At 42.8% G+C, this 25,242-nt stretch carries 22 protein-coding genes; 13 read left to right on the forward strand and 9 right to left on the reverse strand.

From position 1 onward, the window contains the following. Nucleotides 1-6: 6 nt before the first annotated feature. Nucleotides 7-1,926, forward strand: coding sequence for a heavy metal translocating P-type ATPase (locus tag O3603_RS02260; protein WP_371520141.1), 1,920 nt, complete (start codon nucleotides 7-9; stop codon nucleotides 1,924-1,926). 552 nt (nucleotides 1,927-2,478) lie between these two features. Here O3603_RS02260 and O3603_RS02265 read toward each other — a convergent pair. Together O3603_RS02265 and O3603_RS02270 are read right to left on the reverse strand one after the other, a co-directional pair. After that, a complete protein-coding gene (locus O3603_RS02265) occupies nucleotides 2,479-3,327 on the reverse strand; it encodes a hypothetical protein (protein WP_004382621.1) in 849 nt (282 codons plus the stop codon). A gap of 78 nt (nucleotides 3,328-3,405) precedes the next feature. Beyond that, nucleotides 3,406-4,356, reverse strand: coding sequence for an aldose epimerase (locus tag O3603_RS02270; protein ID WP_371520144.1), 951 nt, complete (start codon nucleotides 4,354-4,356; stop codon nucleotides 3,406-3,408). A 220-nt stretch (nucleotides 4,357-4,576) separates the two neighbouring features. Here O3603_RS02270 and O3603_RS02275 point away from each other — a divergent pair, with 220 nt between their 5' ends. Both O3603_RS02275 and O3603_RS02280 read left to right on the forward strand, forming a co-directional pair. Continuing rightward, entirely contained in the window at nucleotides 4,577-5,644 is a 1,068-nt protein-coding gene (locus O3603_RS02275; RefSeq protein ID WP_273539789.1) for a bifunctional 3-deoxy-7-phosphoheptulonate synthase/chorismate mutase type II, read from the forward strand. Nucleotides 5,645-5,671: 27 nt separating this feature from the next. After that, a complete protein-coding gene (locus O3603_RS02280) occupies nucleotides 5,672-6,652 on the forward strand; it encodes an endonuclease/exonuclease/phosphatase family protein (protein ID WP_371520147.1) in 981 nt (326 codons plus the stop codon). A gap of 28 nt (nucleotides 6,653-6,680) precedes the next feature. Here O3603_RS02280 and O3603_RS02285 read toward each other — a convergent pair whose 3' ends face one another. From O3603_RS02285 to O3603_RS02295, 3 genes are all read right to left on the reverse strand, one after another. Further along, entirely contained in the window at nucleotides 6,681-7,463 is a 783-nt protein-coding gene (locus O3603_RS02285) for a DUF481 domain-containing protein (RefSeq protein ID WP_371520150.1), read from the reverse strand. Between the two features lie 89 nt (nucleotides 7,464-7,552). Continuing rightward, the gene (locus tag O3603_RS02290) at nucleotides 7,553-7,969 is read right to left on the reverse strand and encodes a hypothetical protein (RefSeq protein ID WP_155715379.1); all 417 of its coding nucleotides are present in this window, start codon (nucleotides 7,967-7,969) and stop codon (nucleotides 7,553-7,555) included. Between the two features lie 96 nt (nucleotides 7,970-8,065). Then, entirely contained in the window at nucleotides 8,066-8,932 is an 867-nt protein-coding gene (locus tag O3603_RS02295) for a DUF4339 domain-containing protein (protein ID WP_314573031.1), read from the reverse strand. A gap of 250 nt (nucleotides 8,933-9,182) precedes the next feature. On the opposite strand from O3603_RS02295, the gene O3603_RS02300 reads away from it, so the two are divergent. From O3603_RS02300 to O3603_RS02345, 10 genes are all read left to right on the forward strand, one after another. Continuing rightward, the gene (locus O3603_RS02300; RefSeq protein WP_155715375.1) at nucleotides 9,183-9,893 is read left to right on the forward strand and encodes a DUF421 domain-containing protein; all 711 of its coding nucleotides are present in this window, start codon (nucleotides 9,183-9,185) and stop codon (nucleotides 9,891-9,893) included. 610 nt (nucleotides 9,894-10,503) lie between these two features. Next, complete coding sequence (gene ffh, locus O3603_RS02305) at nucleotides 10,504-11,859, forward strand: signal recognition particle protein (protein WP_371520154.1); 1,356 nt, start codon at nucleotides 10,504-10,506, stop codon at nucleotides 11,857-11,859. A 34-nt stretch (nucleotides 11,860-11,893) separates the two neighbouring features. Continuing rightward, a complete protein-coding gene (gene folD / locus O3603_RS02310) occupies nucleotides 11,894-12,778 on the forward strand; it encodes a bifunctional methylenetetrahydrofolate dehydrogenase/methenyltetrahydrofolate cyclohydrolase FolD (protein WP_371520157.1) in 885 nt (294 codons plus the stop codon). Continuing rightward, nucleotides 12,778-12,957: a tetratricopeptide repeat protein gene (locus O3603_RS02315; RefSeq protein ID WP_004382634.1), complete on the forward strand. Its 180-nt coding sequence runs from the start codon at nucleotides 12,778-12,780 to the stop codon at nucleotides 12,955-12,957. The genes folD and O3603_RS02315 overlap by 1 nt, the downstream gene beginning before the upstream one ends. Nucleotides 12,958-12,969: 12 nt before the next feature. Beyond that, nucleotides 12,970-13,203, forward strand: a complete 234-nt coding sequence (locus O3603_RS02320; protein WP_004382635.1) for a ferredoxin family protein — start codon at nucleotides 12,970-12,972, stop codon at nucleotides 13,201-13,203. Nucleotides 13,204-13,206: 3 nt separating this feature from the next. Beyond that, nucleotides 13,207-14,292 carry a 3-methyl-2-oxobutanoate dehydrogenase subunit VorB gene (locus O3603_RS02325; protein WP_155715369.1) on the forward strand — a complete coding sequence of 362 codons (1,086 nt, stop codon included), beginning with the start codon at nucleotides 13,207-13,209 and terminating at the stop codon, nucleotides 14,290-14,292. A gap of 20 nt (nucleotides 14,293-14,312) precedes the next feature. Then, complete coding sequence (locus O3603_RS02330) at nucleotides 14,313-15,080, forward strand: thiamine pyrophosphate-dependent enzyme (protein WP_009436127.1); 768 nt, start codon at nucleotides 14,313-14,315, stop codon at nucleotides 15,078-15,080. 29 nt (nucleotides 15,081-15,109) lie between these two features. After that, on the forward strand, nucleotides 15,110-15,652 hold the full coding sequence (locus tag O3603_RS02335; RefSeq protein ID WP_004382638.1) for a 2-oxoacid:acceptor oxidoreductase family protein: 543 nt from the start codon (nucleotides 15,110-15,112) through the stop codon (nucleotides 15,650-15,652). A 308-nt stretch (nucleotides 15,653-15,960) separates the two neighbouring features. After that, nucleotides 15,961-17,079: an OmpA family protein gene (locus O3603_RS02340; protein ID WP_371520162.1), complete on the forward strand. Its 1,119-nt coding sequence runs from the start codon at nucleotides 15,961-15,963 to the stop codon at nucleotides 17,077-17,079. A gap of 187 nt (nucleotides 17,080-17,266) precedes the next feature. Beyond that, complete coding sequence (locus O3603_RS02345) at nucleotides 17,267-18,031, forward strand: acyl-[acyl-carrier-protein] thioesterase (protein ID WP_371520165.1); 765 nt, start codon at nucleotides 17,267-17,269, stop codon at nucleotides 18,029-18,031. Here the strand turns inward: O3603_RS02345 and O3603_RS02350 are convergent. The 4 genes from O3603_RS02350 to O3603_RS02365 all read right to left on the reverse strand — a co-directional run bounded on the left by O3603_RS02350 (nucleotide 18,020) and on the right by O3603_RS02365 (nucleotide 25,163). Further along, entirely contained in the window at nucleotides 18,020-19,918 is a 1,899-nt protein-coding gene (locus tag O3603_RS02350; protein WP_371520168.1) for an ATP-dependent DNA helicase RecQ, read from the reverse strand. The genes O3603_RS02345 and O3603_RS02350 overlap by 12 nt on opposite strands. Before the next feature lie 102 nt (nucleotides 19,919-20,020). Next, entirely contained in the window at nucleotides 20,021-21,742 is a 1,722-nt protein-coding gene (gene recJ / locus O3603_RS02355; protein ID WP_371520171.1) for a single-stranded-DNA-specific exonuclease RecJ, read from the reverse strand. A 725-nt stretch (nucleotides 21,743-22,467) separates the two neighbouring features. Next, entirely contained in the window at nucleotides 22,468-23,670 is a 1,203-nt protein-coding gene (locus tag O3603_RS02360; protein ID WP_371520174.1) for an aminopeptidase C, read from the reverse strand. Nucleotides 23,671-23,756: 86 nt separating this feature from the next. Next, complete coding sequence (locus O3603_RS02365) at nucleotides 23,757-25,163, reverse strand: aminopeptidase P family protein (protein ID WP_371520176.1); 1,407 nt, start codon at nucleotides 25,161-25,163, stop codon at nucleotides 23,757-23,759. Nucleotides 25,164-25,242 lie beyond the last annotated feature (79 nt).

The raw sequence follows: 25,242 nt of genomic DNA on the forward strand, positions 1-25,242 counted from the left end.
ATAAGTATGAAGCAAACAATTCCTGTTATCGGCATGGCATGTTCTGCATGTTCTGCCAATGTAGAGAAGAAACTGAACGAGCTTAACGGCATTAATACCGCATCGGTATCATTGCCTGGTCGTTCTGCTTTGGTCGATTATGACCCCGAAACCATCTCACTGGAGCAGATGAAAGCTGCAATCAATGGGATTGGTTATGACTTAGTCATTGATAAAGAGACTTCAGTTGAGGAGATTGAGAAGCGCGAATACACGTTATTACGTCGGAAAACCATCCTTTCTTGGATATTCTCCATTGCCGTAATGAGCGTTTCGATGGGATGGATTGACCTCCATTCACGCACCATTGCTAATCAAGTTTCTCTATTGATTGCCTTAGCAAACATTGTTTATTGCGGTCGACAGTTCTATGTTTCAGCATGGAAACAACTCCTTCATGGCACTGCAAACATGGATACGCTCGTAACCTTATCCACGGCAATATCATTCCTATTCAGTGCTTTCAACACCTTCTGGGGGGATGCTGTATGGGCGAGCCGAGGTCTCGTTTGGCATACATACTATGATGCGGCTGTAATGATCATTACCTTTGTCTTGACAGGACGAATGTTAGAAGAAAAGGCAAAGGACGGCACTGCCTCCTCTATTAGACACATGATGGGTATGGCTCCAAAGACGGCACATATTGTTGATGGTGACCGAATAGAAGAAGTGCCAATATCGACTATTGAAGTAGGAGATATTCTAGAGGTTCACCCTGGCGAGAAGGTTCCTGTCGATGGAGAAGTTATCTCTGCTGAGAGCTTTATGACCCCCGATGCCGCCTATGTTGATGAGAGTATGATCACAGGCGAGCCTACTCCTGCCGAGAAGAAGAAGGGTTCAAAGGTGTTAGCAGGCACTATTCCTAGTCAAGGAGTATTCCGCATGAAGGCAAATGAGATAGGTGAGAACACGGCATTAGCGCATATTATTCGGATGGTGCAAGAGGCGCAAGGTTCTAAAGCACCCGTGCAACGCATTATCGATAAGGCTGCTTTAGTGTTTGTTCCAGTCGTTACGCTCATAGCCTTGCTAACCTTTCTTCTATGGTGGCTGATAGGTGGCGAGGCTTACTTACCACAAGCGATTATCTCTGCCGTAGCCGTTTTGGTCATCGCTTGCCCATGTGCCATGGGATTGGCGACACCGACTGCCTTGATGGTAGGAATTGGTAAGGCAGCACAAAAGCAGATACTCATCAAGGATGCAGCAGCATTGGAGAGCTTACGTAAGGTGGATGCACTTGTAACCGATAAGACGGGAACGTTGACGATACCTAATAAGGAAGTAGATTTCACCAAGGCTGACAATCTTCCTTTCGAGAAGCGGGAACAACTGAAGCCCAATGCTCGTGAGGCGATGGAGGAATTGCAGAAGAGTGGGATAGAGGTTTATATGATGAGTGGTGACAAGGATGAGGCTGCACACTATTGGGCTGATAAAGTGGGTATAAAGCACTACTTTAGTAAGGCTTTACCGCAGGACAAAGAGAACCTTGTTAAGCGTTTGCAGTCTGAAGGAAAGCGCGTTGCGATGGTAGGAGATGGCATTAATGATACCCAAGCGTTGGCGTTGGCAGATGTCAGTATAGCGATTGCCAAGGGTACAGATGTTGCAATGGATGTAGCGCAAGTGACGCTCATGGGCGATGATTTAGCTACCCTTCCAGAGGCAATCCGACTAAGTAAGAACACCGTTAGAATGATATGGGAGAACCTTTTCTGGGCGTTCATCTATAACCTTGTTTGTATTCCTTTGGCGGCTGGACTATTATATGTCTTCGGCATTAACTGGCAGATTACACCTTCTTGGGCAAGTGCCCTAATGGCATTCTCAAGCGTTAGTGTCGTTTTGAATAGCCTTCGCCTGCGTTGGATGAAATAGGTGAGTAAGAATAGAAAGAAGGGCATAATACTTTTGTAATAGATTATTGCTAATTTGGATACTCCTAATTGCGTTATTTCCATTAAGACCTAACGTTGTATCCAAATATGCGATTTATAGCAAAGGTATTGTGCCCTTCTTTAATTTGTTGATAACCAGTTTGTTATGAAAAATATACCTATCAATCTCTTATAAGATTTTAGCTTTTACCCTGAAAAATACCTGATTTTAGGTGAAAACGTACCTCCGTTTCGCCAAAAACGTACCTCCGTTTCACCAAAAACGTACCTCCGTTTCATTAAAAACGTACCTCCGTTTTACTAAAAACGTACCTCCGTTTTATGAAAAAGCAATATACGAACCTGTTTAAAGGTATGTTTCTTCTTTTTTAAAAGCTATTTCGATAATTCCGTTTGTAAAGTATCTTCTAATGAAAAAGAGTGTTGCATAACATAGAAATAGGACTTACCATAGCTTATTAATAGCTGATGATAAGTCCTATTGATGCTTATTTGCGTGGGTGAAACGTACCTAGATGATAGGAGAAAAGCCCTATCTCACAGGGTAATCGAATCTGTTTGTGTTGTAGAAGTTCGTCTGCTGTGATGGAACATGATCGAATTCTACGTTGATAGAAATAGCGTTTTGATTGTGAGAACCCCATTGATAGGTTACGCCACCACCAATTCTATCCATGAATCGACTAGCCATTGCGCCATAACCGAAGCCCATTGCACCATAACCGTAACCAAAGGGACTATAGCCCAACATGCCATATCCGCCCCAAGCAGGGTACCCATAACCTGCGTAACCGAAAGCATTTCCGACGTTATTAGAGGTGAATGCCTTCTGAACAAAGGCGTAAGCACTCCAATGCTCATCGAATTGATAGCCGAGAACAGCATTGACTCCGCCAACGAAGTAGTTGTTTCCTTGATAAGTCAGATGGTTTACATAGCCACCAACAGCTAGGGTCGCCTTCTTTGAAAGGTTGGTTACATACATCAATGACACATCTTGCGAGAATCCTGCGCCATGGTTATATCCATGTCCAAGGTTGGCAAATGCCGATGCACTAAGGTTTATGTTCAATCCTTTATGCAGTCTCCATGGACCTAAGCCATAGCCCCACTCGGGGTAATAGAAACTATTGGGAGTAACAGTCTGACCGCTTTCTGTTATGACAGGGAGGTTATTGTCTATTTGAGATTGCTGTTCACGATCCTCTGCCATACGCCTAGCATATTCCTTCTCAGCCTCAGTTGCTTCCCTTGGTCCTTTCAGGCGCGATGACTCAATAGGCTTCACAACCGATGTATCAACGTTGTGCTGCCCCGCTATTGTTTGCGCCTGCAATGGCAGGCACAAGATGGCTGTTATTATGAAAGCATATTTCTTCATTTGCTTGCAAATATAAATAATCGTCTATCAACAGCCAAGTATTTTAAAAGTTATTAGTGTTTTTTCAAGTTGTTGGTACTACTTAGTTTTCATGATGAGCGGTGGATCTGTTGTAAAGAGAAATACGGTTGCACCATGGAAAACCTGTCCTGGCTGTAAGCTATTGTCTACTTTCTCCATACCACTATTGTATCCAGCATGCAAGGGTTGTAGTGTTATGCCGCTACTTTGTGCCCCATGCGTATTGATGAGTAAGGTAGGTTCGCTAGAGTAGATGGTCATTGCACGCCCACTTTGTGCATCGAACAGGATAGCGGCTGGCTTTTGCATATTGTCAGGATGTCGCAGTTGGAAAGCATGATAATAGCCATTTACTGTTGCTTTTATTCGCTCTCCAATCTCTCTTGGTTGGGTAAAGTCGAATGGAGTAAGGCGTGTTTTCTGTAGTTCATTAGTGGGGAATTGCTCCTTATCCAACTTATTTGTATAGTGCGTATCTATCCACAGATGTTGTTTAAGGATAGATCGGTGCATGTCACCAGATAGATTGAAACAAATTCCATTGGTTACTTGCAATGTTGTTGGAGCAGTCGTCGTGATACGATAATCAATGTCGAGTGCATTCTGGTCGGATAGAGTATAGGTAACAGTTGCATTCAGTTTACCATTGAGATTGTTCTCTCCCTCAGTCGTAATATAGCGTAGGGAGACCGATTGGTTATCCGAGCTAACAACCTCCCAAACCTTTGATGAGAGCGTTTCTGTATGATCCTTACCGATGTAGATAAGCGTTGCTCCTAATGTAGAGTATTGCTTGTAGTCTTCCAGCTGATTGTACCCTTTGACCACAGGCTCCAATCGTCCGTTCCAGTTATGGGCTGTCAACGAAACAAGCCGCGCTCCGTAATTACTCACAATAGCCTCCATACCATTGCTGTTAGTGAGCTTGACAAGTCTTGCTTCCTGTGCATTTATGTTCATAACAAGGCTCAATAAAACCATTGTTATTAGTGCATGTATCTGCTTCATAATGTATCCTTTCTGTATATTGCAAAGTTAGTAAAAAACTTTAGAAATGCTTGTGTGGTAGAAATAAATGTTATACTTTCGTATCCAAATACAACTATTTTAGAATTAAAGAAGAAGTCTTCTGTTTCTTTCCGTTGCTTTTATCTTCTACAGCCTATGCGAGTTTATAAGATAAAAGAATGTCAGGAAAGAGCAAAGAGATAGCAAAAGATACAGGATTATGGAGTTAGAATTAGAACCCTTATGCCTTCCTTGTGATAAGAAACGCCCTATCGTCATAGCAGGACCCTGCTCCGCCGAAACCGAAGAGCAGGTCATGAGTACGGCACGTATGCTGGCAGATAAAGGATGTCACATCTTTCGTGCAGGCGTATGGAAGCCACGTACCAAGCCAGGAGGATTTGAAGGAAATGGAGAGAAAGCCTTACCATGGTTGAAAGAAGTCAAGGAAGAGACTGGGATGATGATATCTACAGAGGTGGCGACCCCCGATCATGTCGAGTTAGCAATGCGGTATGATATGGACGTACTATGGGTTGGCGCACGTACATCGGCTAATCCTTTTGCAATGCAGGCATTGGCAGATTCGATGCAAGGACTTCAAATACCAGTATTAGTGAAGAACCCTGTCAATCCTGATTTAGAACTATGGATTGGTGGCTTACAACGGTTGAATCAAGCAGGGATAAAGCGTCTGGGTGTAATCCATAGAGGCTTCTCTAGCTATGACAAGAAGATATATCGCAACCTACCGATGTGGCAAATCCCTATTGAATTGCGCCGTCGTATTCCTGGATTACCCATTATTTGTGACCCTAGTCATATTGGTGGACGCCGTGACTTGATTGCTCCTCTCTGTCAGCAAGCAATGGATTTAGGCTTTGATGGACTCATCGTAGAGAGCCATTGCAACCCGAAAGAGGCATGGAGTGACGCTAAACAGCAGGTAACTCCTGATATTCTGGATTATATTCTGTCGTTACTTGTGATACGTGATGACACCTTCACAACTGAAGATATCCGTTCGTTACGTGCGCAGATAGATGAGTTAGACAACTCATTGATGGAACTCCTTGCGAAGCGTTTCCGCTTATGTAGGGAGATCGGAACCTTTAAGAAGGAACATAACATGACTATCTTACAGACGAGGAGATATAATGAGATACTCGAGAAACGCGGTACACAAGCAGGATTATGTGGTATGAATCCAAAGTTTGCAGCACATATCTTCGAGCTTATCCATGAGGAGAGTGTACGACAGCAGTTGGCTATTGTGACGCAATCTTAAGCCTCTCTCTTCCTAAAAATATCATCTATGACACGCTTATTGTTAACCTTTCTTCTGAGTCTCATGTCCCTATACTCAGTCGCACAAAACCGATTGACTATTGTGGAGCTAAATGCTGAGAATCTCTTTGATGCACGGCATGATACGTTGAAGAATGATTATGAGTTCTTACCCACTTCACCACGTCATTGGACTCGAACAAAGTATTGGGAGAAGTTGAATAGGACGGGGCAGACCATCATTTCCTGCGGTGAAGATAGCAGGGGATGGCAATTACCTGACCTTGTGGGATTATGTGAAGTGGAGAATGACAGCGTGCTTTTTGATCTTACGAAACGCTCTTTATTGCGCAATGCACGCTATGAATACGTTATGACATCATCGCTTGATACGCGTGGTATAGACGTGGCTTTGCTCTATTCTCCCTTCTCTTTCCGCTTGTTGAAAGCCGATACTATCAGGGTTAGCTTGATAGCAGATATGCGACCAACACGTGACATACTCCATGTGGAAGGGGTTATTGCTAATGGTGATACCTTACATGTTCTATTGCTTCATGCACCGAGTAGAACAGGTGGAGAGATATACTCAAGACCTTTCCGAAAGCACGTGATAAAGCAAGTTAGTAATGTGGTTGATTCTATTCAGAAATACCAAGTTCATGCAAAGATAATCGTGATGGGCGACTTCAATGACTATGCTGATAGTCCTTCATTAAAGGCTTTGTACGAATGCGGTTTGTTGAATGTCTCGGCACAAGCAAAGGGTAAGAATGGTGCAGAAGGCACCTATCGTTATCATGGAGAATGGGGTAGTTTGGATCATATTCTCATAAGTGAGAACCTCCGTCCTTATGTGCTTTCATGCTATGTCAATGATGCTCCTTTCCTTCTAGAAGAAGATATGAAGTACGGCGGCGTAAAGCCTCGCCGCCATTATAATGGGATGCGTTATAACAACGGCTTCAGCGATCATCTGCCCTTAGTATTACGGCTGTCTATTCCCTAAGAAAAGGAGTGAAAGGAAAGAACTGCCGTTAGAAGTTAATTGCAAGTCCTGCTTCAACAGATGTATATGACTTCCTTATAGGTACAATAGGAGCCGTGTCATAGATGAGACGATAAGCACCATTAATCCCAATGGCTGGTGTTATCTTATATAGAAGATCTACGGCACCACCGAATCTAGCTTTCTTAAAGTAGCTATCAGGTTTTCCTTGATGGATGGCAGTAGCTGTCAATGACCAATGGTCACTGATGTGATGCTGGAAACTCAAGGCTATATGCGTCTTAATGCTACGGCTACAAGCGTAGAGTGTGGGTGCAGATGCGGTTGGATCTTTCCACTTCTCGAACTCATAGAACACACCCGCAGCAGCAAACATAAGGAATCTCTCCTTATTCACGAGTCGATAACGTGATTGTAAACCCGTAGATACCTTAAACTCTAAGCCTCTGCTCCCTGCCCATTGCGATTCGGCATAAGGATAGACTTCAAAGGCATGGCTCAATAAATAGCGATATTCCATGTGTACGTGTCCGCCGCTTACCGTCACCTGTTTACCATAGGTTGAGAACTCTAGTTTATTGATTAAGTTGATAACACGCTTGTGCTTGATTAATAGATTGAGATTGGCAGTATTCTTAACAGTGAGTATATTCTGTTGTTCGGTCTTGAAGTCTACTACTGGTAAGAGAGATCCTTGTATAGTCTTCGTACTATCAATGCTTAGGGTGAGATTCTCCGTGAATAACATCTGAGCATGCGATGGGATAGAGAGTAACAAAGCCAATAGAACTAGTGTAAGAGTTTTCTTCATGCGCGTTGATGAGTTCCTAATGATGATATGTAAGATAAAAAATAAGGGACGTACAAATGTTAGTGTGCGTCCCTGTTTATTAGTTGCTATTACTTATCAGAAATCTTAAGTGTCTTATTCAACTTGTCAATTTTGGACTGAAGTTTAGCTATCTTCTTACCCATCTTATCCAATTTTTTCTTACTCTTAGCCAACTTCTTATTTGTGGCTTTTGCCTCTTTCAATTTCTTGATAGTGTCCTTTGCATCCTTTACTGTGCTAGAAGGACTTGTTGCAGTGAAGTCGGTTGTTGCTATGTTAGCGTCAGCGTTAGCATTAGCCGCCTTCTCCGTTAACTCATTATAGTCGGCTTTCTCTTTCTCGTAATCAAGCTGCGCCTTATTTAACTTAGTGGTCAGTTCGAGTAGCTTCTGCTGTTCTTTTAGGTTCTTTACTACTGTTGCATCTTGTGCGAAAGCGAATGTGGTCATAAGTGCCATAGCACCCATTAATAATAATTTTCTCATACTTCTTTCTTATAAATTAGTCTTACAATAAATAAATACTATCCTTTTCTATATTCGTCTTAGCCTTTGCTTTTAGGCTCGTCTTTCTATGTCCTGTTATAGAATTGAGTCTGTCGACTGTTGTATTTGCCTTTTAATATCAGCCTTGCTATTGCCTAAGCCAATATTATCTAATAATCCGTTCAAAGCCCCACCAACTAAGTCTTCAATGGTAGAGGTGGCAGGCTCTACAATATTATCTTGTATCATCTTCTGCACCTTTTGCCTTATTTGCTCTTTGAGGTTCACTTCCGAATTCTTATAATATTGTCTTGCTGCTTCCTGCAAGTCATCTTCGTCAATCGTAAAGATATGCCCTAAGAGCCCTACTGATACGGTGTGATTTTGTCCTGCATAATGCACCTTGCCTGTAGAGTATATAATATGATTATCCACGGTAACGAGGTCGTCTACAGCAGATCTTATCACTTTCCCAGCAAAGGCATTGCTGATAGAACGGAAAGCGTTATCGACAAGTTCATTGCCCGTTGTGTTGGTCGTATCGTTTACAGCGTCGTTCACCGTATTGGTAATGACATCAGACAATACATCCTTGTGCTGTTCAGGCTTTGGGCATGTGAGAATCAGCACGATGATGAAAGCCACCAAGACTATCAATGTGCCTAACAAACATCCCGTATGGCTCTTCTTTTGAATAACTACCGTCTGTGGGGCTGCTGCCTGTTGAGTTGCAGGTTCAACGGGCGTAGCTTCAACGTAAGGTAAATCTTGCGCCGTTGTCTCGTCGTCAATAGGATCTTTCCCTTCCAAAATTGGACGTAACTCCTCAATTTGCCATGCTGGAATCCATTGCTGCGTATCGGTAGGCATGACGAGAGTGGTTGCTATAATCTTTCGCTGACTTAACTCTTTGAGACTGTAAGGTCCCTGCTTTTCGTTATCAATTTCTATGTAATATTCCATTTGTTTACCTTTATTATATAGTTGAGATATGTGGCGTATAAAAATTATATGTTATCGTTTACGCCTTATTCTCATAATTGTGTGCGAAATTAGACATAAATTCTGATATGACAAAGAAACATCATCTATTTTACTTATCACTTACCTGTTTTTTTCGATTTAAGGTTCATTTATGCTTGAGTAGTCATGGAAAAGATGTATATTTGCACCATCAAACTAAAGAAGATAACCCTATAATTCATAATAAGAAATGATGGAATTAATCCAGCCCTATGTGGGCATTGCGGTAAAGCTAATCGTTGGTATGATTGGCATTCTAACCTTTTTGCGCATTACGGGTAAGGCGCAAATGGGTCAGTTGACTCCCCTTGACACGGTAAGTGCATTCGTTATTGGTGCGTTAGTCGGTGGTGTATTGTACAATCCAGATATGACCATCTGGCATCTCGTCTTCGCCCTAGCCGTATGGACAGGCTTTAATATGCTTGTTCGTTTCGCCATGCACTCTGCCTATTTGCGCCATCTTATCAAAGGCGAGAGCGTCTTCTTGGTGAAAGACGGCGTTATCAAATTTAAGAACTTCAAGCGTAATAGTCTTGAGATGGAGCAGTTCCGCCTCATGCTAAGGCAGAAAGGTATCTTCTCCATGTTCGATGTAGAGGATGTACTGTTTGAAGCTAACGGCTCAGTGACGGTTCTCTCACCTGGTCAGACGGCCTATTCCGTATTGTTGGTGAATAATGGAGAGATTGTGGAAAGCAGCCTAGCACAGTTTAACCACACACAGGAATGGGTGATGAAAGCTATCAAACGCAATGGATTCCGTGGACCTTCTGAGCTGTTCTGTATGGAGTGGACACCTCGAAGAGGGTTCTATTTCGTAACCTTCAACGGGGATGTGAAGCGTGGTAAAGCGGAGTTCGACTCTGAAAGCATAGACCCTGATAACGCACAGGTGTAAGTCCAATCAAGTGCCTCCAAGCCTTCTAAAAAGGGGAGGAGAGTTGACAAAGACTAGTTAGAATATAATAGTACAATTCAATAGTGGCGTTTCCTTGTATGAACGAGAGGCTCTTCTCGTAACAAGGGAACGCCCCTTTCGTATATAGAAGAGCATTCATTCCTGTTATTAGCTGTTATTCCTTGTATTTATGAGCGGGTTTTAGTCCCTGATATGTAGCGATAAATTGACACATACGAGTCAGCGCAATGACACGTATGTGTTATGCCACTTGACACATACGTGCTATTTCGTTCACACATACGTGTCAATTTCGTCCATGATATAAGGCGATGAAATGGGATCTATTTCATCACCTTTTTTATATATATTACGCCTTGATAGTATAACATACCACTAACGTTGTATTTACCCTAAGTAACCTTACAGCTGTCAAACATATTCCAGCTCGATTGCAGATATATTTCTGCACAAAGCATATTTATGTGCGCATGAAAGTGTAACAAGTGTTTTAAAATATTTTAAAATACTACTCACTGGCTTGCTGTTTTATGTCTCTTTTTGCTATCTTTGTATGATAGAAATAGAATAATAAGTACATTTAAAAGCAATGTTTGAGAATTTAAGTGATCGTCTAGAACGCTCCTTTAAGATCCTTAAAGGTGAGGGAAAGATAACGGAGATCAATGTAGCGGAGACCCTAAAGGATGTTCGTAGAGCATTACTCGACGCCGATGTCAACTATAAGGTAGCTAAGTCATTTACCGATACAGTAAAGCAAAAGGCGCTTGGTATGAACGTGCTTACAGCCGTTAAACCAGGTCAGTTGATGGTGAAGATAGTGCATGATGAGTTAGCAGAACTCATGGGTGGCGAGTCAGTAGGGCTAAATCTTACAAGCCGTCCAGCCATTATCTTAATGAGTGGTTTGCAGGGTTCTGGTAAGACCACATTCTCTGGTAAGTTAGCAAACATGCTGAAGACAAAGGAACATAAGAACCCTTTGTTGGTTGCTTGTGACGTATATCGCCCTGCAGCTATCGACCAATTAAAGGTTGTTGGCGAACAGGTGGGCGTTCCAGTATATTCAGAGTCAGAGAGCAAGAACGTTAATGAGATAGCTGATCACGCCCTCGCAGAAGCAAAGGCGAAAGGCTATGATGTGGTAATCATCGATACCGCAGGTCGACTGGCAGTCGATGAGGAGATGATGAATGAGATTGAGAGTCTCAAGAATCATGTAAACCCGGATGAAACGCTGTTCGTTGTAGACTCCATGACAGGTCAGGACGCTGTTAACACAGCAAAGGAGTTCAATGATAGATTGGATTTCAACGGCGTAGTCCTAACGAAACTCGATGGTGATACGCGTGGTGGTGCTGCCTTGTCAATTCGCACAGTCGTAACCAAGCCAATCAAGTTCATAGGTACTGGCGAGAAGATGGAAGCTATTGATGTGTTCCATCCAGGACGTATGGCAGATCGTATCTTAGGTATGGGTGACGTAGTCTCTTTGGTGGAACGAGCACAAGAGCAGTTCGATGAGGAAGAGGCGAAACGCTTGCAGAAGAAGATACAGAAGAACCAATTCGACTTCAATGACTTCTACAACCAGATACAACAAATAAAGAAGATGGGTAACCTGAAAGACCTCGCATCAATGATTCCTGGTGTGGGTAAAGCTATCCGCGATGTAGATATAGACGATAATGCCTTCAAGGGTATTGAGGCTATCATACAGAGTATGACACCAAAGGAACGCACGAATCCAGAGGTATTGAATAACTCACGTCGCCAGCGAATAGCGAAGGGTTCAGGTACTAGCTTGCAGGAAGTAAACCGACTCATTAAGCAGTTTGACCAAACGCGTAAGATGATGAAGATGGTTACAGGTTCTAAGATGGCTGGTATGATGAGCAAGATGAAAGGTATGCCTGGTATGCCCTCTATGCCGAAAGGCTTGTAAGATGAATCATCAACAAACAATAATAATATAAGCTATGGAATATCAGTTAATCGATGGTAAGGCAACCGCAACAGCCATCAAACAGCAGATTGCGGAAGAGGTAAAAGCCATTACAAAGGCAGGTGGAAAACAACCTCATTTGGTCGCTATATTAGTAGGACACGATGGGGGAAGTGAGACTTACGTAAAGAACAAGGTTATTGCTTGTGAGCAGTGTGGCTTTAAGTCTACGCTTATCCGTTACGAGACTGATGTTACCGAGGAGGAGTTGTTGACTTGTGTAGACAAGTTAAATAAGGATGATGACGTTGATGGATTCATCGTGCAACTCCCATTACCAAAGCATATTGATGAGCAGAAGATCATCATGGCTATTGATTATCGCAAAGACGTGGATGGCTTCCATCCTGTCAATGTGGGGCGAATGGCAATCGGTTTACCATGCTTTATATCGGCAACACCATTAGGAATCCTAACATTGTTACAGCATTACCATATTTCAACTTCTGGCAAGAAGTGCGTTATCTTAGGTAGAAGTAACATCGTTGGTAAGCCTATGGCACAGCTCATGATGCAGAAGCAATATGGAGATGCAACCGTAACAGTTTGCCACTCGCATTCAGCGACATTGAAGAAAGAATGTCAGGAAGCTGATATTATTATTGCAGCTATTGGACGTCCCGATTTCTTAACAGCCGATATGGTTAAACCAGGTGCTGTAGTTATCGACGTTGGTACGACGCGTGTACCCGATGCAACACGTAAGAGTGGCTATCGCTTGAATGGTGACGTGAAGTTTTATGAGGTAGCTCCGTTATGCTCATTCATCACACCAGTACCAGGAGGCGTTGGTCCGATGACGATTTGTTCTTTGATGAAGAATACACTTGCAGCAGGCAAGAAAGAATATTATAAATGATGACAGCAGAAGAATATCTACAGCTCGGCAATGAGTGTCGGCAACGAGGAGACTGGCAGAATGCCTTAGCCAATTATATGGAGGCTATCGAACTGGACCCTAACTCGCCGGCAGTAGTTGCAAAAGAGATGCTAGAGAATATTCTAAACTTCTATAACAAGGATGCGTATAATCCTTAAAATACAAAAACTATGAGCAAGATGAAAGGTGCCATCGTAGTGAACACTGATCGCTGCAAAGGATGCCAGTTGTGTATCGTTGCATGCCCGAAAGATGTGATTGCCTTGGCTCAGAAACAAGTAAATGTCCACGGATATCCGTTTGTTGAGTCTGCTAAACCAGATGATTGTATCGGTTGTGCAGCTTGTGCAACAGTGTGTCCTGATGGCTGTATTACAGTCTATCGTAAAAAAGTGGAGGGGTAATTTATGGCAGAACAAGAAGTAAAATTGATGAAAGGTAACGAGGCAATCGCCCATGCTGCAATTCGTTGTGGTGCGGACGGATACTTCGGTTATCCTATCACTCCACAGAGTGAAATTATAGAAACACTAGCTGCTTTGAAGCCTTGGGAGACCACGGGAATGGTTGTCCTACAGGCTGAAAGTGAAGTGGCATCCATCAATATGATTTATGGTGGTGCTGGTGCTGGTAAGCGTGTATTGACAAGTTCTTCTTCACCAGGCGTCGCCTTAATGCAAGAGGGTATCAGTTATATGGCAGGTGCAGAGCTCCCAGGTGTATTTGTAAATGTACAACGTGGTGGCCCTGGACTTGGAACGATACAGCCAAGTCAGAGTGATTACTTCCAAGCAACACGTGGAGGTGGTAATGGCGATTACAATGTGATAGTATTGGCGCCAAATTCTGTACAGGAGATGGCTGATTTTGTTGACTTGGCTTTCGAGTTAGCATTCAAGTATCGTAACCCTGCAATGATTCTTTCTGACGGTGTGATTGGTCAGATGATGGAGAAGGTTGTACTTCCTCCACAGAAGCCACGTCGTACAGAGGAGGAAATCCGTAAGGAGTGCCCTTGGGCTTCAATGGGTCGTACAGCTGATCGTAATCCTAATATCATTACCTCTTTGGAATTGAAGCCAGAGATAATGGAAGAAAGAAACCTCCACTTACAGGAGAAGTATCGTCAGATTCGTGAGAATGAAGTGCGCTTCGAAACACAGCAATGTGAGGATGCAGATTATGTAATCGTAAGTTTTGGTAGTGCTGCACGTATCGGTGAGAAGGCTGTCGAGCTAGCTCGTGAACAAGGCTTGAAGGTTGGACTCTTCCGTCCTATCACACTCTGGCCTTTCCCAAGTAAGCAGCTTGCAGATCTTTGCAAAGGCAAGAAAGGAATCTTGGTTAGTGAGATTAACGCTGGGCAGATGGTACAGGATGTTCGTCTTGCGATTGATGGTGCTTTGCCAGTAGAACATTTTGGACGTTTGGGTGGTATCGTTCCTGATCCAGAAGAGATTGTGAATGCACTCAAAGAAAAGTTAGTAAAGTAAGAGAGGAGGGCGTATATATTATGGCAAATGATATAATTTCACCTGAGAATTTGGTGTATAAGAAGCCGACCTTGATGAATGATACGACAATGCATTATTGTCCTGGATGTTCACATGGTGTGGTTCATAAATTAGTTGCAGAGGTAATCGAAGAGATGGGGATGACCGATAAGGCTATTGGTGTATGTCCTGTTGGTTGCGCTGTATTTGCTTATCGCTATCTTGATATTGATTGGCAGGAAGCGCCTCATGGTCGTGCTCCAGCTGTAGCAACTGGTATCAAGCGTGTATGGCCTGATCGTCTAGTGTTCACTTATCAGGGTGATGGTGACTTGGCATGTATCGGTACTGCTGAGACAATTCATGCCTTGAATCGTGGTGAGAATATTCCAATCATCTTCATCAATAATGCTATTTATGGTATGACTGGTGGTCAGATGGCACCAACAACATTGATGGGGCAGAAAACAGCAACTTGTCCTTATGGTCGTGAACCAGAACTACATGGTTATAACTTAAATATCACCGAACTTGCTAGTCATTTGAAGGGAACTTGTTATGTAACTCGTCAGAGTGTAGATACTGTTGCCTCTATTAACAAGGCAAAGCGTGCTATTCGCAAGGCTTTCGAGGCAAGTATGCAAGGGAAAGGTAGTTCCTTGATAGAGATTGTTGCAACATGTAATAGTGGTTGGAAACTCTCTCCAGTAAAGGCGAATGAGTGGATGCGTGAGAATATGTTCCCTGAATATGAGAAGGGCGATTTGAAAGATACAACCAATCTTTAGTCTTTCTCTATATATAATAAAGGTGTAATATGAAAAAAGAGATAATTATTAGCGGCTTTGGTGGGCAAGGTGTACTCTCTATGGGTAAGATTCTTGCTTATTCAGGACTAATGGAAGATAAAGAGATAACATGGATGCCTGCTTATGGTCCAGAGCAGCGTGGTGGTACAGCTAATGTGACTGTTATCATCAGTGATGAGCGCATATCTTCGCCGATCTTAAGTAAGTACGATGTTGCTATTGTTCTAAATCAGCCTTCGTTAGATAAGTTCGAACCAAAGGTAAAGCCGGGTGGTATCCTTATATATGATGGTTATGGTGTGATGAATCCTCCTACTCGTAAGGACATCACCGTCTATCGTGTCAATGCGATGGACAAGGCTGCTGAGATGAAGAATGCCAAAGTCTTCAACATGATTGTCTTAGGTGGATTACTTAAGGTTTGTCCTGTTGTAAGTACTGACGGCTTGAAGAAAGCACTCTATAAGAGTCTGCCAGAACGTCATCATAACTTAATTCCATTGAATATGCAAGCTGTGGAAGAAGGTATGAAGATAATCGTTCAGCAGTAAAATGATATACAAAGCAACCTGATTTTTTATAACTCTCTAATTTGTTTAAGGGGCTCCAGCAGTGATGCTATGGGCTCCTTAATCTATTTATAAAAGATTGTGTCCATTTAAGCACACCTTATTAAGTTTTTCGTATATTAGATTGTTCTATTATTCCACTAATATAGTTTAATTTGTTCACTATACCCCTATTATGGTAAACTTTTTATGGAAAAGATTTGGCTGTTTCATTATTTTTTTATTACTTTGCAGCCAATTAAAGTGTTGATACTATATAATTTATAAATATTAATTAATTCAGAGAGACAATGAAAAAGTTAGTTTTGATGTTAGCTGCTGCGTCTATGGCAGCTTCAGTTTCTGCTCAGACTGTAGCAGAGAGCAAGGCTTTTGACAACGTTTACGTTGGTATTAATGGTGGTGTTGCTACTAAGACTACTGGCCACAAGTGGTTGAGCGACCTCGATCCAAATGCTGGTCTTCGTATTGGTCGTTACTTCACTCCAGTCTTTGGTTTGGCAGTTGAAGGTAATGCTTACTTCTCAAACAAGCCTTGGCACTCAACAGGTACAGCAGTTCGCGCTACAAATGTTAGTTTACTCGGTACTGTAAACTTGAGCAACCTCTTTGGTGGTTACAAGGGTGAGCCTCGTGCATTTGAGGTTAGCGCACTTTATGGTCTTGGTTGGATGCACGTATTTACAAACAACAAGGTCGTAGAGAATCTTACTTCTGGTCAGCGTAACCGCATGACTTCTAAGGCTGCTTTGGACTTCGCCTACAACTTCGGTTCACAGAAGCAGTGGCAGGTTTATGTTGAGCCTTCTATCAATTTCGCTTTCCTAGGTAAGGCTTATTCTAAGGCTGGTGTTGCTAACCATGATGTAAACTATAGTTACAAGGCAGTTGCACAGGATGGTCAGCCAGCTTACAATATCAACAATTCATTCGTTCAGTTGAACGCTGGTGTTGTTTACAAGTTCAAGAACTCTAATGGTACACACAACTTCACAATCGTTGTTCCACGTGACCAGGCTGAAATTGATGCATTGAACGCACAAATTAATGAGCTTCGTAACCGTAAGCCAGAGGTTATCACTAAGGAGGTTGTTAAGGAAGTTCCTGCAGTTAAAGTTAAGGAATTCACAGTATCTGATCTTGTATTCGTAACATTCGCTCAGGGTAAGTCTGCTCTTACAAACGACGCTAAGGCTGCTCTTAACAACGTTAAGGAGGGTGTTCACGTTCAGGTTGTTGGTACAGCTTCTCCAGAGGGTTCTAAGGAACTTAACGATCGTCTCTCACAGGCTCGTGCTGACGTAGTTGCTAACTACCTCAAGGGTCGTGGTGTTATCGTTGACGAGGCAACTGGTAAGGGTGTACAGGGTGTAACTTCTAATCGTTTGGCTGTTGTTTACGTAAAGTAATCAATCATACAAATTAAGAAGTTAAACCTTCTATAAAGTAATATGGGATGTACCTCAAGGGGTGCATCCCTTTTTCTTATTCTAGATGAATGGGGTTTAAGTTCTGTTGAGTGATTTAGTTGTAGAATGATTGTCCAATAGTTGGGATTGATTCGTATTGATATATTGTTTATTAAATATGGGAGAGATGGAAAAGTTATCAAAGATAGGGAGATATGAGTTTATGGCAGAACCTTTTCATTGCGATTTCTCTAATCATCTATTCATGGGACATTTAGGTAATCACATGCTTAATGCAGCTGATTTTCATAGTAATGAACGTGGTTATGGCATGAATTGTCTTAATACTATCAACAAGACATGGGTGTTGAGTCGTCTCGCCATTGAAATGGAGGATATGCCTAAAGCATACGACAAGTTTTATGTTGAGATATGGGTTGATAATGCTATGAAGTATTTTACAAGTCGCAACTTTAAGGTCGTTAGTGAGTCGGGACATATTTATGGATATGGTAAAAGCGTTTGGGCACTCATCGACACGGGTACTCGCGAGCCTTCAGATATCTTTGCTATCCGTGAAGGTCTTATTAATGAATACATAGAGAAAGACTATATTTGTCCGATTGGTAAGTCTTCGCGTGTGAAGATAACAGATAAGGCTTCACTTATCCGTTTTATTGATACCTATTATAGTGATGTGGATGTGAATGGGCACATCAACTCCGTTAAGTATATTGAACATATATTTGACTTGTGGGATTTAGATTGGTATCGTCAGCATACAATTAAGCGTCTTGAGATTGCATACGTAGCTGAGTCTCATCAAGGCGATTGCTTACATTTCTATCGTGAGCAGCGTGATTCAGACTTAGACTTTAATGTGAGAATAACAAAGAGCAATGAACTTTGTGAAGAAACAGAAGCTTGTAGGTGCAGGGTGTTATTTGGCTGATAGAATAAGGTAACTCCCATCCATTAATAATTGTTCCTCGTCCATTAGTTCCTTCATGACCTTGGTGACCATATCCCAATCCTCATCAAGCTGTCTAACCTCTGTCACATGATGTCTCTCACCATCAGCTACCATTGCGAGGAGCTTTTCTTTTATCTCCTCTTGCTTGTCGTGATCATCGTGATGAGTATGAGAGAGACATACATCACACTGTTCACAATCTACTGATTTCTTCTCTCCGAAATAATAGAGCAGCTGTCTACTTCTGCAAACCCTATCGTTCTGTGCATAGTTAATAACAGAATTAATGCTCTTCTGGAATTGCTCCTTCCGCTCTTCGTAAACACTTTTATCCAGTATGACGTCGCTACCATCAACACGATCTCTCTTATAGCTAATGAGCGGAATACTCTTACGAGGAATGAAATCTATGATGCGTTTCTTGCTTAGATTTATAAGCACCATATAAGTTTGATTGCGGTCAAGACCAGCCTCTTGCGCTATGTAACTCTCATCGACATAACCATAGTCAGTGAATAATCCACCATAGTTCCTAAGTAGAGATATGACGACATCATTCTCTTTCTCGCTTAATGAATCAAGGCGATAAAGGTCATCACGTCTTAGCAAGAACCGTACACGTGCATTATTATCTGGGTTCGGTTCGTAGTCAATATATCCAGCTCGTTGTAATAGAATCAACGCAGCGTTGGCTCGGATAGGGAAGTGTTTAAATGTTGCACAGAACTTATCAATAGGGAACTCAAACGTACATCCTTCACCGCTATTCACGCCTATTTGATAGAAATAAGCTAAGTGCTCGTAAACCTGTTGTACATATTCTTTAGGGGGGAACGTGTCTTCGACTCTCTTTTGTAGCGTTCGGTTGTCATGCCCATTATAGAGTAAAACCGCATAAGCCTTCTGTCCATCACGCCCTGCGCGTCCCGCTTCTTGGAAATAAGCCTCGAGCGAACTAGGGCAATCCATGTGTATCACCACGCGCACGTCGGCTTTGTCAATTCCCATACCAAAGGCATTTGTTGCAACTATAACACGCACCTTGTCATGTTGCCATTCACTTTGACGTTGATCCTTTACGGCTGGTTCCAGTCCTGCATGATACCATGTAGCGGATATACCATACTGTATAAGCAGTTGTGCAATCTCTTTCGTTCTCTTCCTACTACGACAGTAAACAATAGCCGTCTTTGGTATTGATTGAAGGATATGAACCATCTCCGCCTCTTTATCTTCCGCCTGTCTGACAACATACACAAGATTCTTTCGCTCGAAGCTCATACGGAAGACATTCTTCTCTGTGAAACCGAGTCGTTCCTGTATATCGTCAATAACGTTAGGTGTGGCAGTGGCGGTTAACGCAAGGATAGGTACGTTGGGTACGAGCTTTCGTATTACCGCTATCTGCAAATAGGATGGGCGGAAGTCGTAACCCCATTGACTAATGCAATGAGCTTCATCTACTGTAATGAAACTCACTTTTATATGTTTTAGTTTGATTTGGAGGAGATCGGAACTAATGCGCTCGGGTGAGATGTACAATAACTTAACGCCACCAAAGATACAATTCTCTAATGTAGTCACAATCGCATCTCTACTCATCCCAGAGTAGATAGCTGCTGCGGTTATTCCTTTGTGTCGAAGGTGCTCCACTTGATCCTTCATCAATGCGATAAGCGGAGTAATAACAATACACACACCCTCTTGGGCTAATGCTGGAACTTGGAAGGTTAGTGATTTACCTCCTCCTGTTGGCATTAGTCCTAAGGTATCCTTCCCCACACCGATACTTTCGATAATTTCTCTTTGAATACCACGAAAGTCGGGATACCCCCAATACTTATGAAGAATGTCAAGATAGGACATTGGACTTGCTACTTTGAGCTTTGATGTTTGACCTTCTACATAGGAACTAGTAACTTTGAACTTGGGGTTCGCTCTTGACCACCCTGCATTCGTCAACGATTATCACTCCTCTGTAGGTCTTATATCCTCAATCTGCAGCTGCACAGCTCCACGTTTGAAGACATTGTCCTCAATGGTATAAGCAATATCAAACGAACGCTTGGATTTGATGTACCGTGCCGACGCACTCTGTCCGAAAGCAATACCATTCATAACATTGTTTGATTTCGAATCAACGAGTTCCAGCTTGATATGCTCTTGCTCACGTCCAACGACTTTACTTGTTCCGAAATCGTACACATCCAACGTACAGAAGATAGGTTTAGGATTTGCAGGTCCGAAAGGTGCGAATCGCTTCAAGTCACTATGCAGTTTCTTCGTAATATCTTTGAAGTCTATGACGGCATCAATGTCTAGTATGGCTTCCCGCTGCTCTGGTTCGATATGCTCCTCTACGTATGCTTGGAACCGCTTACGGAACTCCTTAACGTCCGACCACTTCATCGTTAAGCCAGCCGCATAAGTATGTCCACCAAAGTTTAGAAGTAAATCACGGCAACTCTTGATAGCCGCATAGACATCAAAACCCGCTACGCTACGGGCTGAACCAGTTGCAAGATTCTCGTCACGGGTCAGTACAACTGTCGGACGGAAATATATCTCAGTGAGGCGGGAGGCAACGATACCGATGACGCCTTTCTTCCAGTGTTCGTCATACAGTACGATACTGGATTGGTGCTTCTGACTCTCTAGGCGCGCCACAATCTGGTTCGCCTCTTCCGTCATCTGCCTATCGACGTCCTTGCGTTGTTCGTTATATTCATCGATGTGTTTTGCCTGATTGAGCGCTAAGCTATATTCGCGTTCAACTAATAAATCCACACTCTTCTTACCATTCTCCATTCTTCCGCTGGCGTTAATGCGAGGTCCTATCTTGAAGATAATATCACTCATGGATAGTTCCCGCCCATTCAGCCCACAGATGTCAATAATCGCTTTAAGTCCTAAGCTGGGATTCTGGTTGAGCTGTTTCAATCCGTGGAAGGCAAGAATACGATTCTCGTCAATCACTGGCACAAGATCGGCGGCTATACTAACGGCACAGAAGTCGAGTAGGGGAACGAGACGTGAGAACGGAATATTATTATTCTTAGCAAAGGCTTGCATGAACTTGAAGCCCACACCACAGCCACATAAGCTCTTAAAAGGATAAGAGTCATCTGGTCTTTTGGGATTCAATATCGCCACTGCGGGCGGCATAGTCTCGTCAGGCACATGATGATCACAGATAATGAAATCAATTCCACGCTGCCTAGCATAGGTAATCTCTTCTATGGCTTTAATACCGCAATCAAGGATGATAATAAGTTTTACACCCGTTTCAGCGGCATAATCAATTCCCTTCTTACTCACCCCGTAACCCTCATCATATCGGTCGGGGATATAATAATCAATGTTGGAATAGAACTGTCGTAAGAATTTATAGACTAGCGCAACAGCCGTGCACCCATCTACGTCGTAATCTCCGTAAACAAGGATACGCTCCTTATGCCCCATTGCGTCGTTCAACCTGTCAACGGCGGCATCCATATCTTTCATTAAGAAGGGGTTGATGAGGTCGGCCAGCTGTGGTCGGAAGAATCTCTTCGCAGCACTCTCCGTCGTTATCCCGCGACGTATGAGCAGAGATGCAAGTGTAGGGCTCATGCCTAATTTATCACCTAATTCCTTAGCAGCATTACTCTGTTCGGTTGTCGGTGGTGTATAGTTCCATTTAAAATGCATCTTAATTTATTTTTATTTCTGCCCGTAAAGGTACAAAAAAAAAGCCAACCGCCGTGATGGCTAAGATGAATATTTGTATTAGACAGGCATAGTAAGTCCCACTTTTGCAGGCGTGGAACGGCTGGTGCGTATCGCCTTTGCAACTCATGAAGTATATGTTTCCGATTCGTTTCTGTTGCTATTTGTATGAATTTATGATAGGTATTTACAGGTGGAAGGGTAGGGGAATGGTATATTCAAGAACGGCTAAGAATCTTTTTAGTAGCCTTATGTACTACGCTCACCTGCGGTTTCCGTGTTTGTTTTATATGCATCTTGTATTATTTCCGTGCTTATTCTGTATTTGCGCAATACGTATGTTTTTATATTATCTAGGTCTGATAATTAATTATCACGCTTAGATAATTAATTATCAGACCTAGATAATATTTTATCACGCTTAGATAATATAATTGTATACGTATCAAAACAATGCAGAACGCTTGAGAATAGAAAGCGAATACGGGGAAAATGAAATGCAATACGTATACTTTTCTTCCTCTTTGCTTATGTTTTACGGGCGGTTATGGGTGGTTTATACTATTTGTATAGGGTGTTTTGCACGATGTGTTGTTGATGTGTGGAAGTGGGGATAGATTGGTTTGTTTCGAGGCTTAGGACATAAAAAATCCCGCTCCATAGCTATATGGAACGGGAAGAGTTATTTGTGATTGGAATCTAAGTGATTAGAGTCCCATCTTCTTGCGAATATCCTTAGGAATTGCATTCTTGTTAATCATGTAGTCCATGGTGTTAGCTGCAATGAAGTCCTTTGTCATGTACCAGATACCCTTGTAGTCACCAGTCTCACCCCAAGAGTTCTTTACCATGTAGTACTCCTTACCATTCTGATCCTTTGCGATACCAAATATGAGCATACCATGGTCATCGGTTAGCTCCCAGTTGTCGAAACGCTCTTGACGCTGCTTCTGTGTAGGGGTAATCTCTGGTACGTTTACGCCGAGAGAGTCGATCAAGTCCTTCTTCTTCGCAGCCGATAGACCTAGCCAGTGAGCCATGTCACTGCCCTTCATGCTCTCAACTTTCTTGCCATCAACCATGTAAGCGAGTCCCTTGCGTGAGAAACCGGGCTCACTAACATCGCCACCCCAAGCAACGGTGTAACCATTCATTACGGCATTGTCGATGACGCGCATCATCTCATCCATCGGAAGGTTATAAGATAGTGGGTAACGCCAGTTGTCCTGTACTTCTACAGCGAATGTGGTGTAGAATGGATGGTGTGTGTAAGAGGTAATGGTTACGTAATCGTCCCAATTCACACCGAGGCTTGCTGCGAAAGTCTCTGGAGTGTATTGCTTGCCTTCGTATGTGAACTTATCTGGGCACTTGCCGAGGTAAGCATCGAGAATGCCTTGCAATCCTACCTTCCATTGACCTGAAATCTTGTTAGCCTTGTTGCGTGCAACTGCGTTTACGTATGGTTCCATCAATGAGAAGAACTCGTTGAAGTTATTCAATGAGTCGCCATAGAGTGAACCTGGGAAAGGCATTGCGCTCTCTGGTACGATACCATGGTGCTGAATGGTGTAAAGTACATCGTATGCTGAACCGCCTTGTGCGAACTGGCAATCGCCATGCAGACGAACAACTTGAACGGCACGATCCATGTAAGTCTTGTTAGCTACGAAGCTCTCGCAGAGGTCGTAAGTCTTACCAGTCTTCTTGAGAATCTCCGCCTCGAAGTAGCTAAGTGTGGAGTAATCCCAGCACGTACCTGAGCGGTTCTGGTCTTTAATACTTGTAATTGGATTCTGCTTTACTACTGTAAAGACAGGCTTGTTAGAAGCAGATGCTTCTTTCTTGTCTGCAGCGTTAGCGCCTATCGCTACCAAAGCGAGCAGTGCTACTACTAATGTTTTCTTCATAAAGTTGTAAATAAAAGTAGGCTGCCATTGTTAGCTTTTGCATTGAGTGGCAGCCTTGGATGAAATTATTAATTATATGTTATCAATTACTTTCTATTGGCTGCGATAAACTCTTCAACATCCTTTGGATGGTAAGGGATGAGGTCTTTACCAATAAAGCGACATCCCTCCTTGGTGATGAGGATATCGTCCTCAAGACGTATTCCACCGAAGTCTTTATACTCATCGAGCTTATCGAAGTTCAAGAAGTCAGCGCAGTGTTTCTTAGCTCTCCATTCGTCAATGAGAGCAGGGATGAAGTAGATACCAGGCTCATCAGTTACCACGAATCCTTCCTCCAGACGGCGACCCATACGCAAGCAGTTCGTTCCAAATTGCTCTAAGTTAGGGCGTGTCTCCTCATCGAATCCTACGTTAATCTGGTCGAATGATTCCATATCATGAACGTCCATACCCATCATGTGACCTAATCCGTGAGGCAGGAACATTGCGTGTGCGCCAGCAGCAACAGCAGCGTCTGTATCGCCCTTTGCTAAGCCTAATTCTTTCATGCGATCGAAGAGAATACGGCAAATAGCAAAGTGGACATCGGCATACTTGACTCCTGGTTTCGCATACTTCAAAGCAGCGTCATGACATTCCTCAACAACCTTGTATATCTCTAATTGTCTCTGCGTAAACTTGCCATTTACTGGGAAAGTACGTGTGTTATCCGAGCAATAGTGGTTGATGGTCTCGGCACCAGCATCACATAAGGCAAGTCGACCTGATTCCAATACTGCCATTGATGGGATACCATGCATAATCTCACCATGTTGCGAGAAGATGGTTGGGAAAGAAACCATTGCACCGTATGAACTAGCGATACCGCTAACCTGTCCACCAACGTACTTCTCCGTTACGCCAGGTTTAGCAATGATCATCGCTGTTGTGTGCATCTTATAACCAATAACGGCAGCACGCTCCAGTTCTTCGATTTCTTCTTGCGTCTTCACAGAACGCATCTTTACGACGGCATGGATGAGATCCATGCTTGCTGATTCTTTCTGCTGGTTAGGATGAATACCGAAGAGGTCAAAGATCTGAATCTTTATATCGGCACGATAAGGGGGAAGGAAATGGACTTTACGATGCTCACGTAATGCGTTGTTGCAAATCGTCTTGAGTCCCTTCATGTCTACTGTGTTAGCCACGCCAACGGCATTGGCCATGTCTCTAACAGAATCAACACTTCCATACCAAACGATGTCATCAATGTCGATGTCGTCGCCAACGAGTGTCTCGGTGTCGTTATCAACATCAATCACACCAACAAGCCCATCACGCTTCATACCGAAGTAATAGAGGAAAGACGAGTCTTGGCGGAACGGATAATAACCATTTGCAGGGAAGTTTGCAGGTGATTCGTTATTGCCAAAGAGAATGATGATACCACTCTTTACGAGCTTCTTTAGCTCTGCTCGGCGGTTTACATAAGTTTCTTTGCTAAACATATTTCAATAAATTAGATGGTTTGATTGCAAAGATAGTTATTTTTGGTTGAAAGTTATTAACTTTGCAGTTGTTTTTTAA

The sequence above is a fragment of the Prevotella sp. 20925_1_30 genome, from assembly GCF_041433025.1.
Lineage (GTDB): Bacteria > Bacteroidota > Bacteroidia > Bacteroidales > Bacteroidaceae > Prevotella > Prevotella vespertina.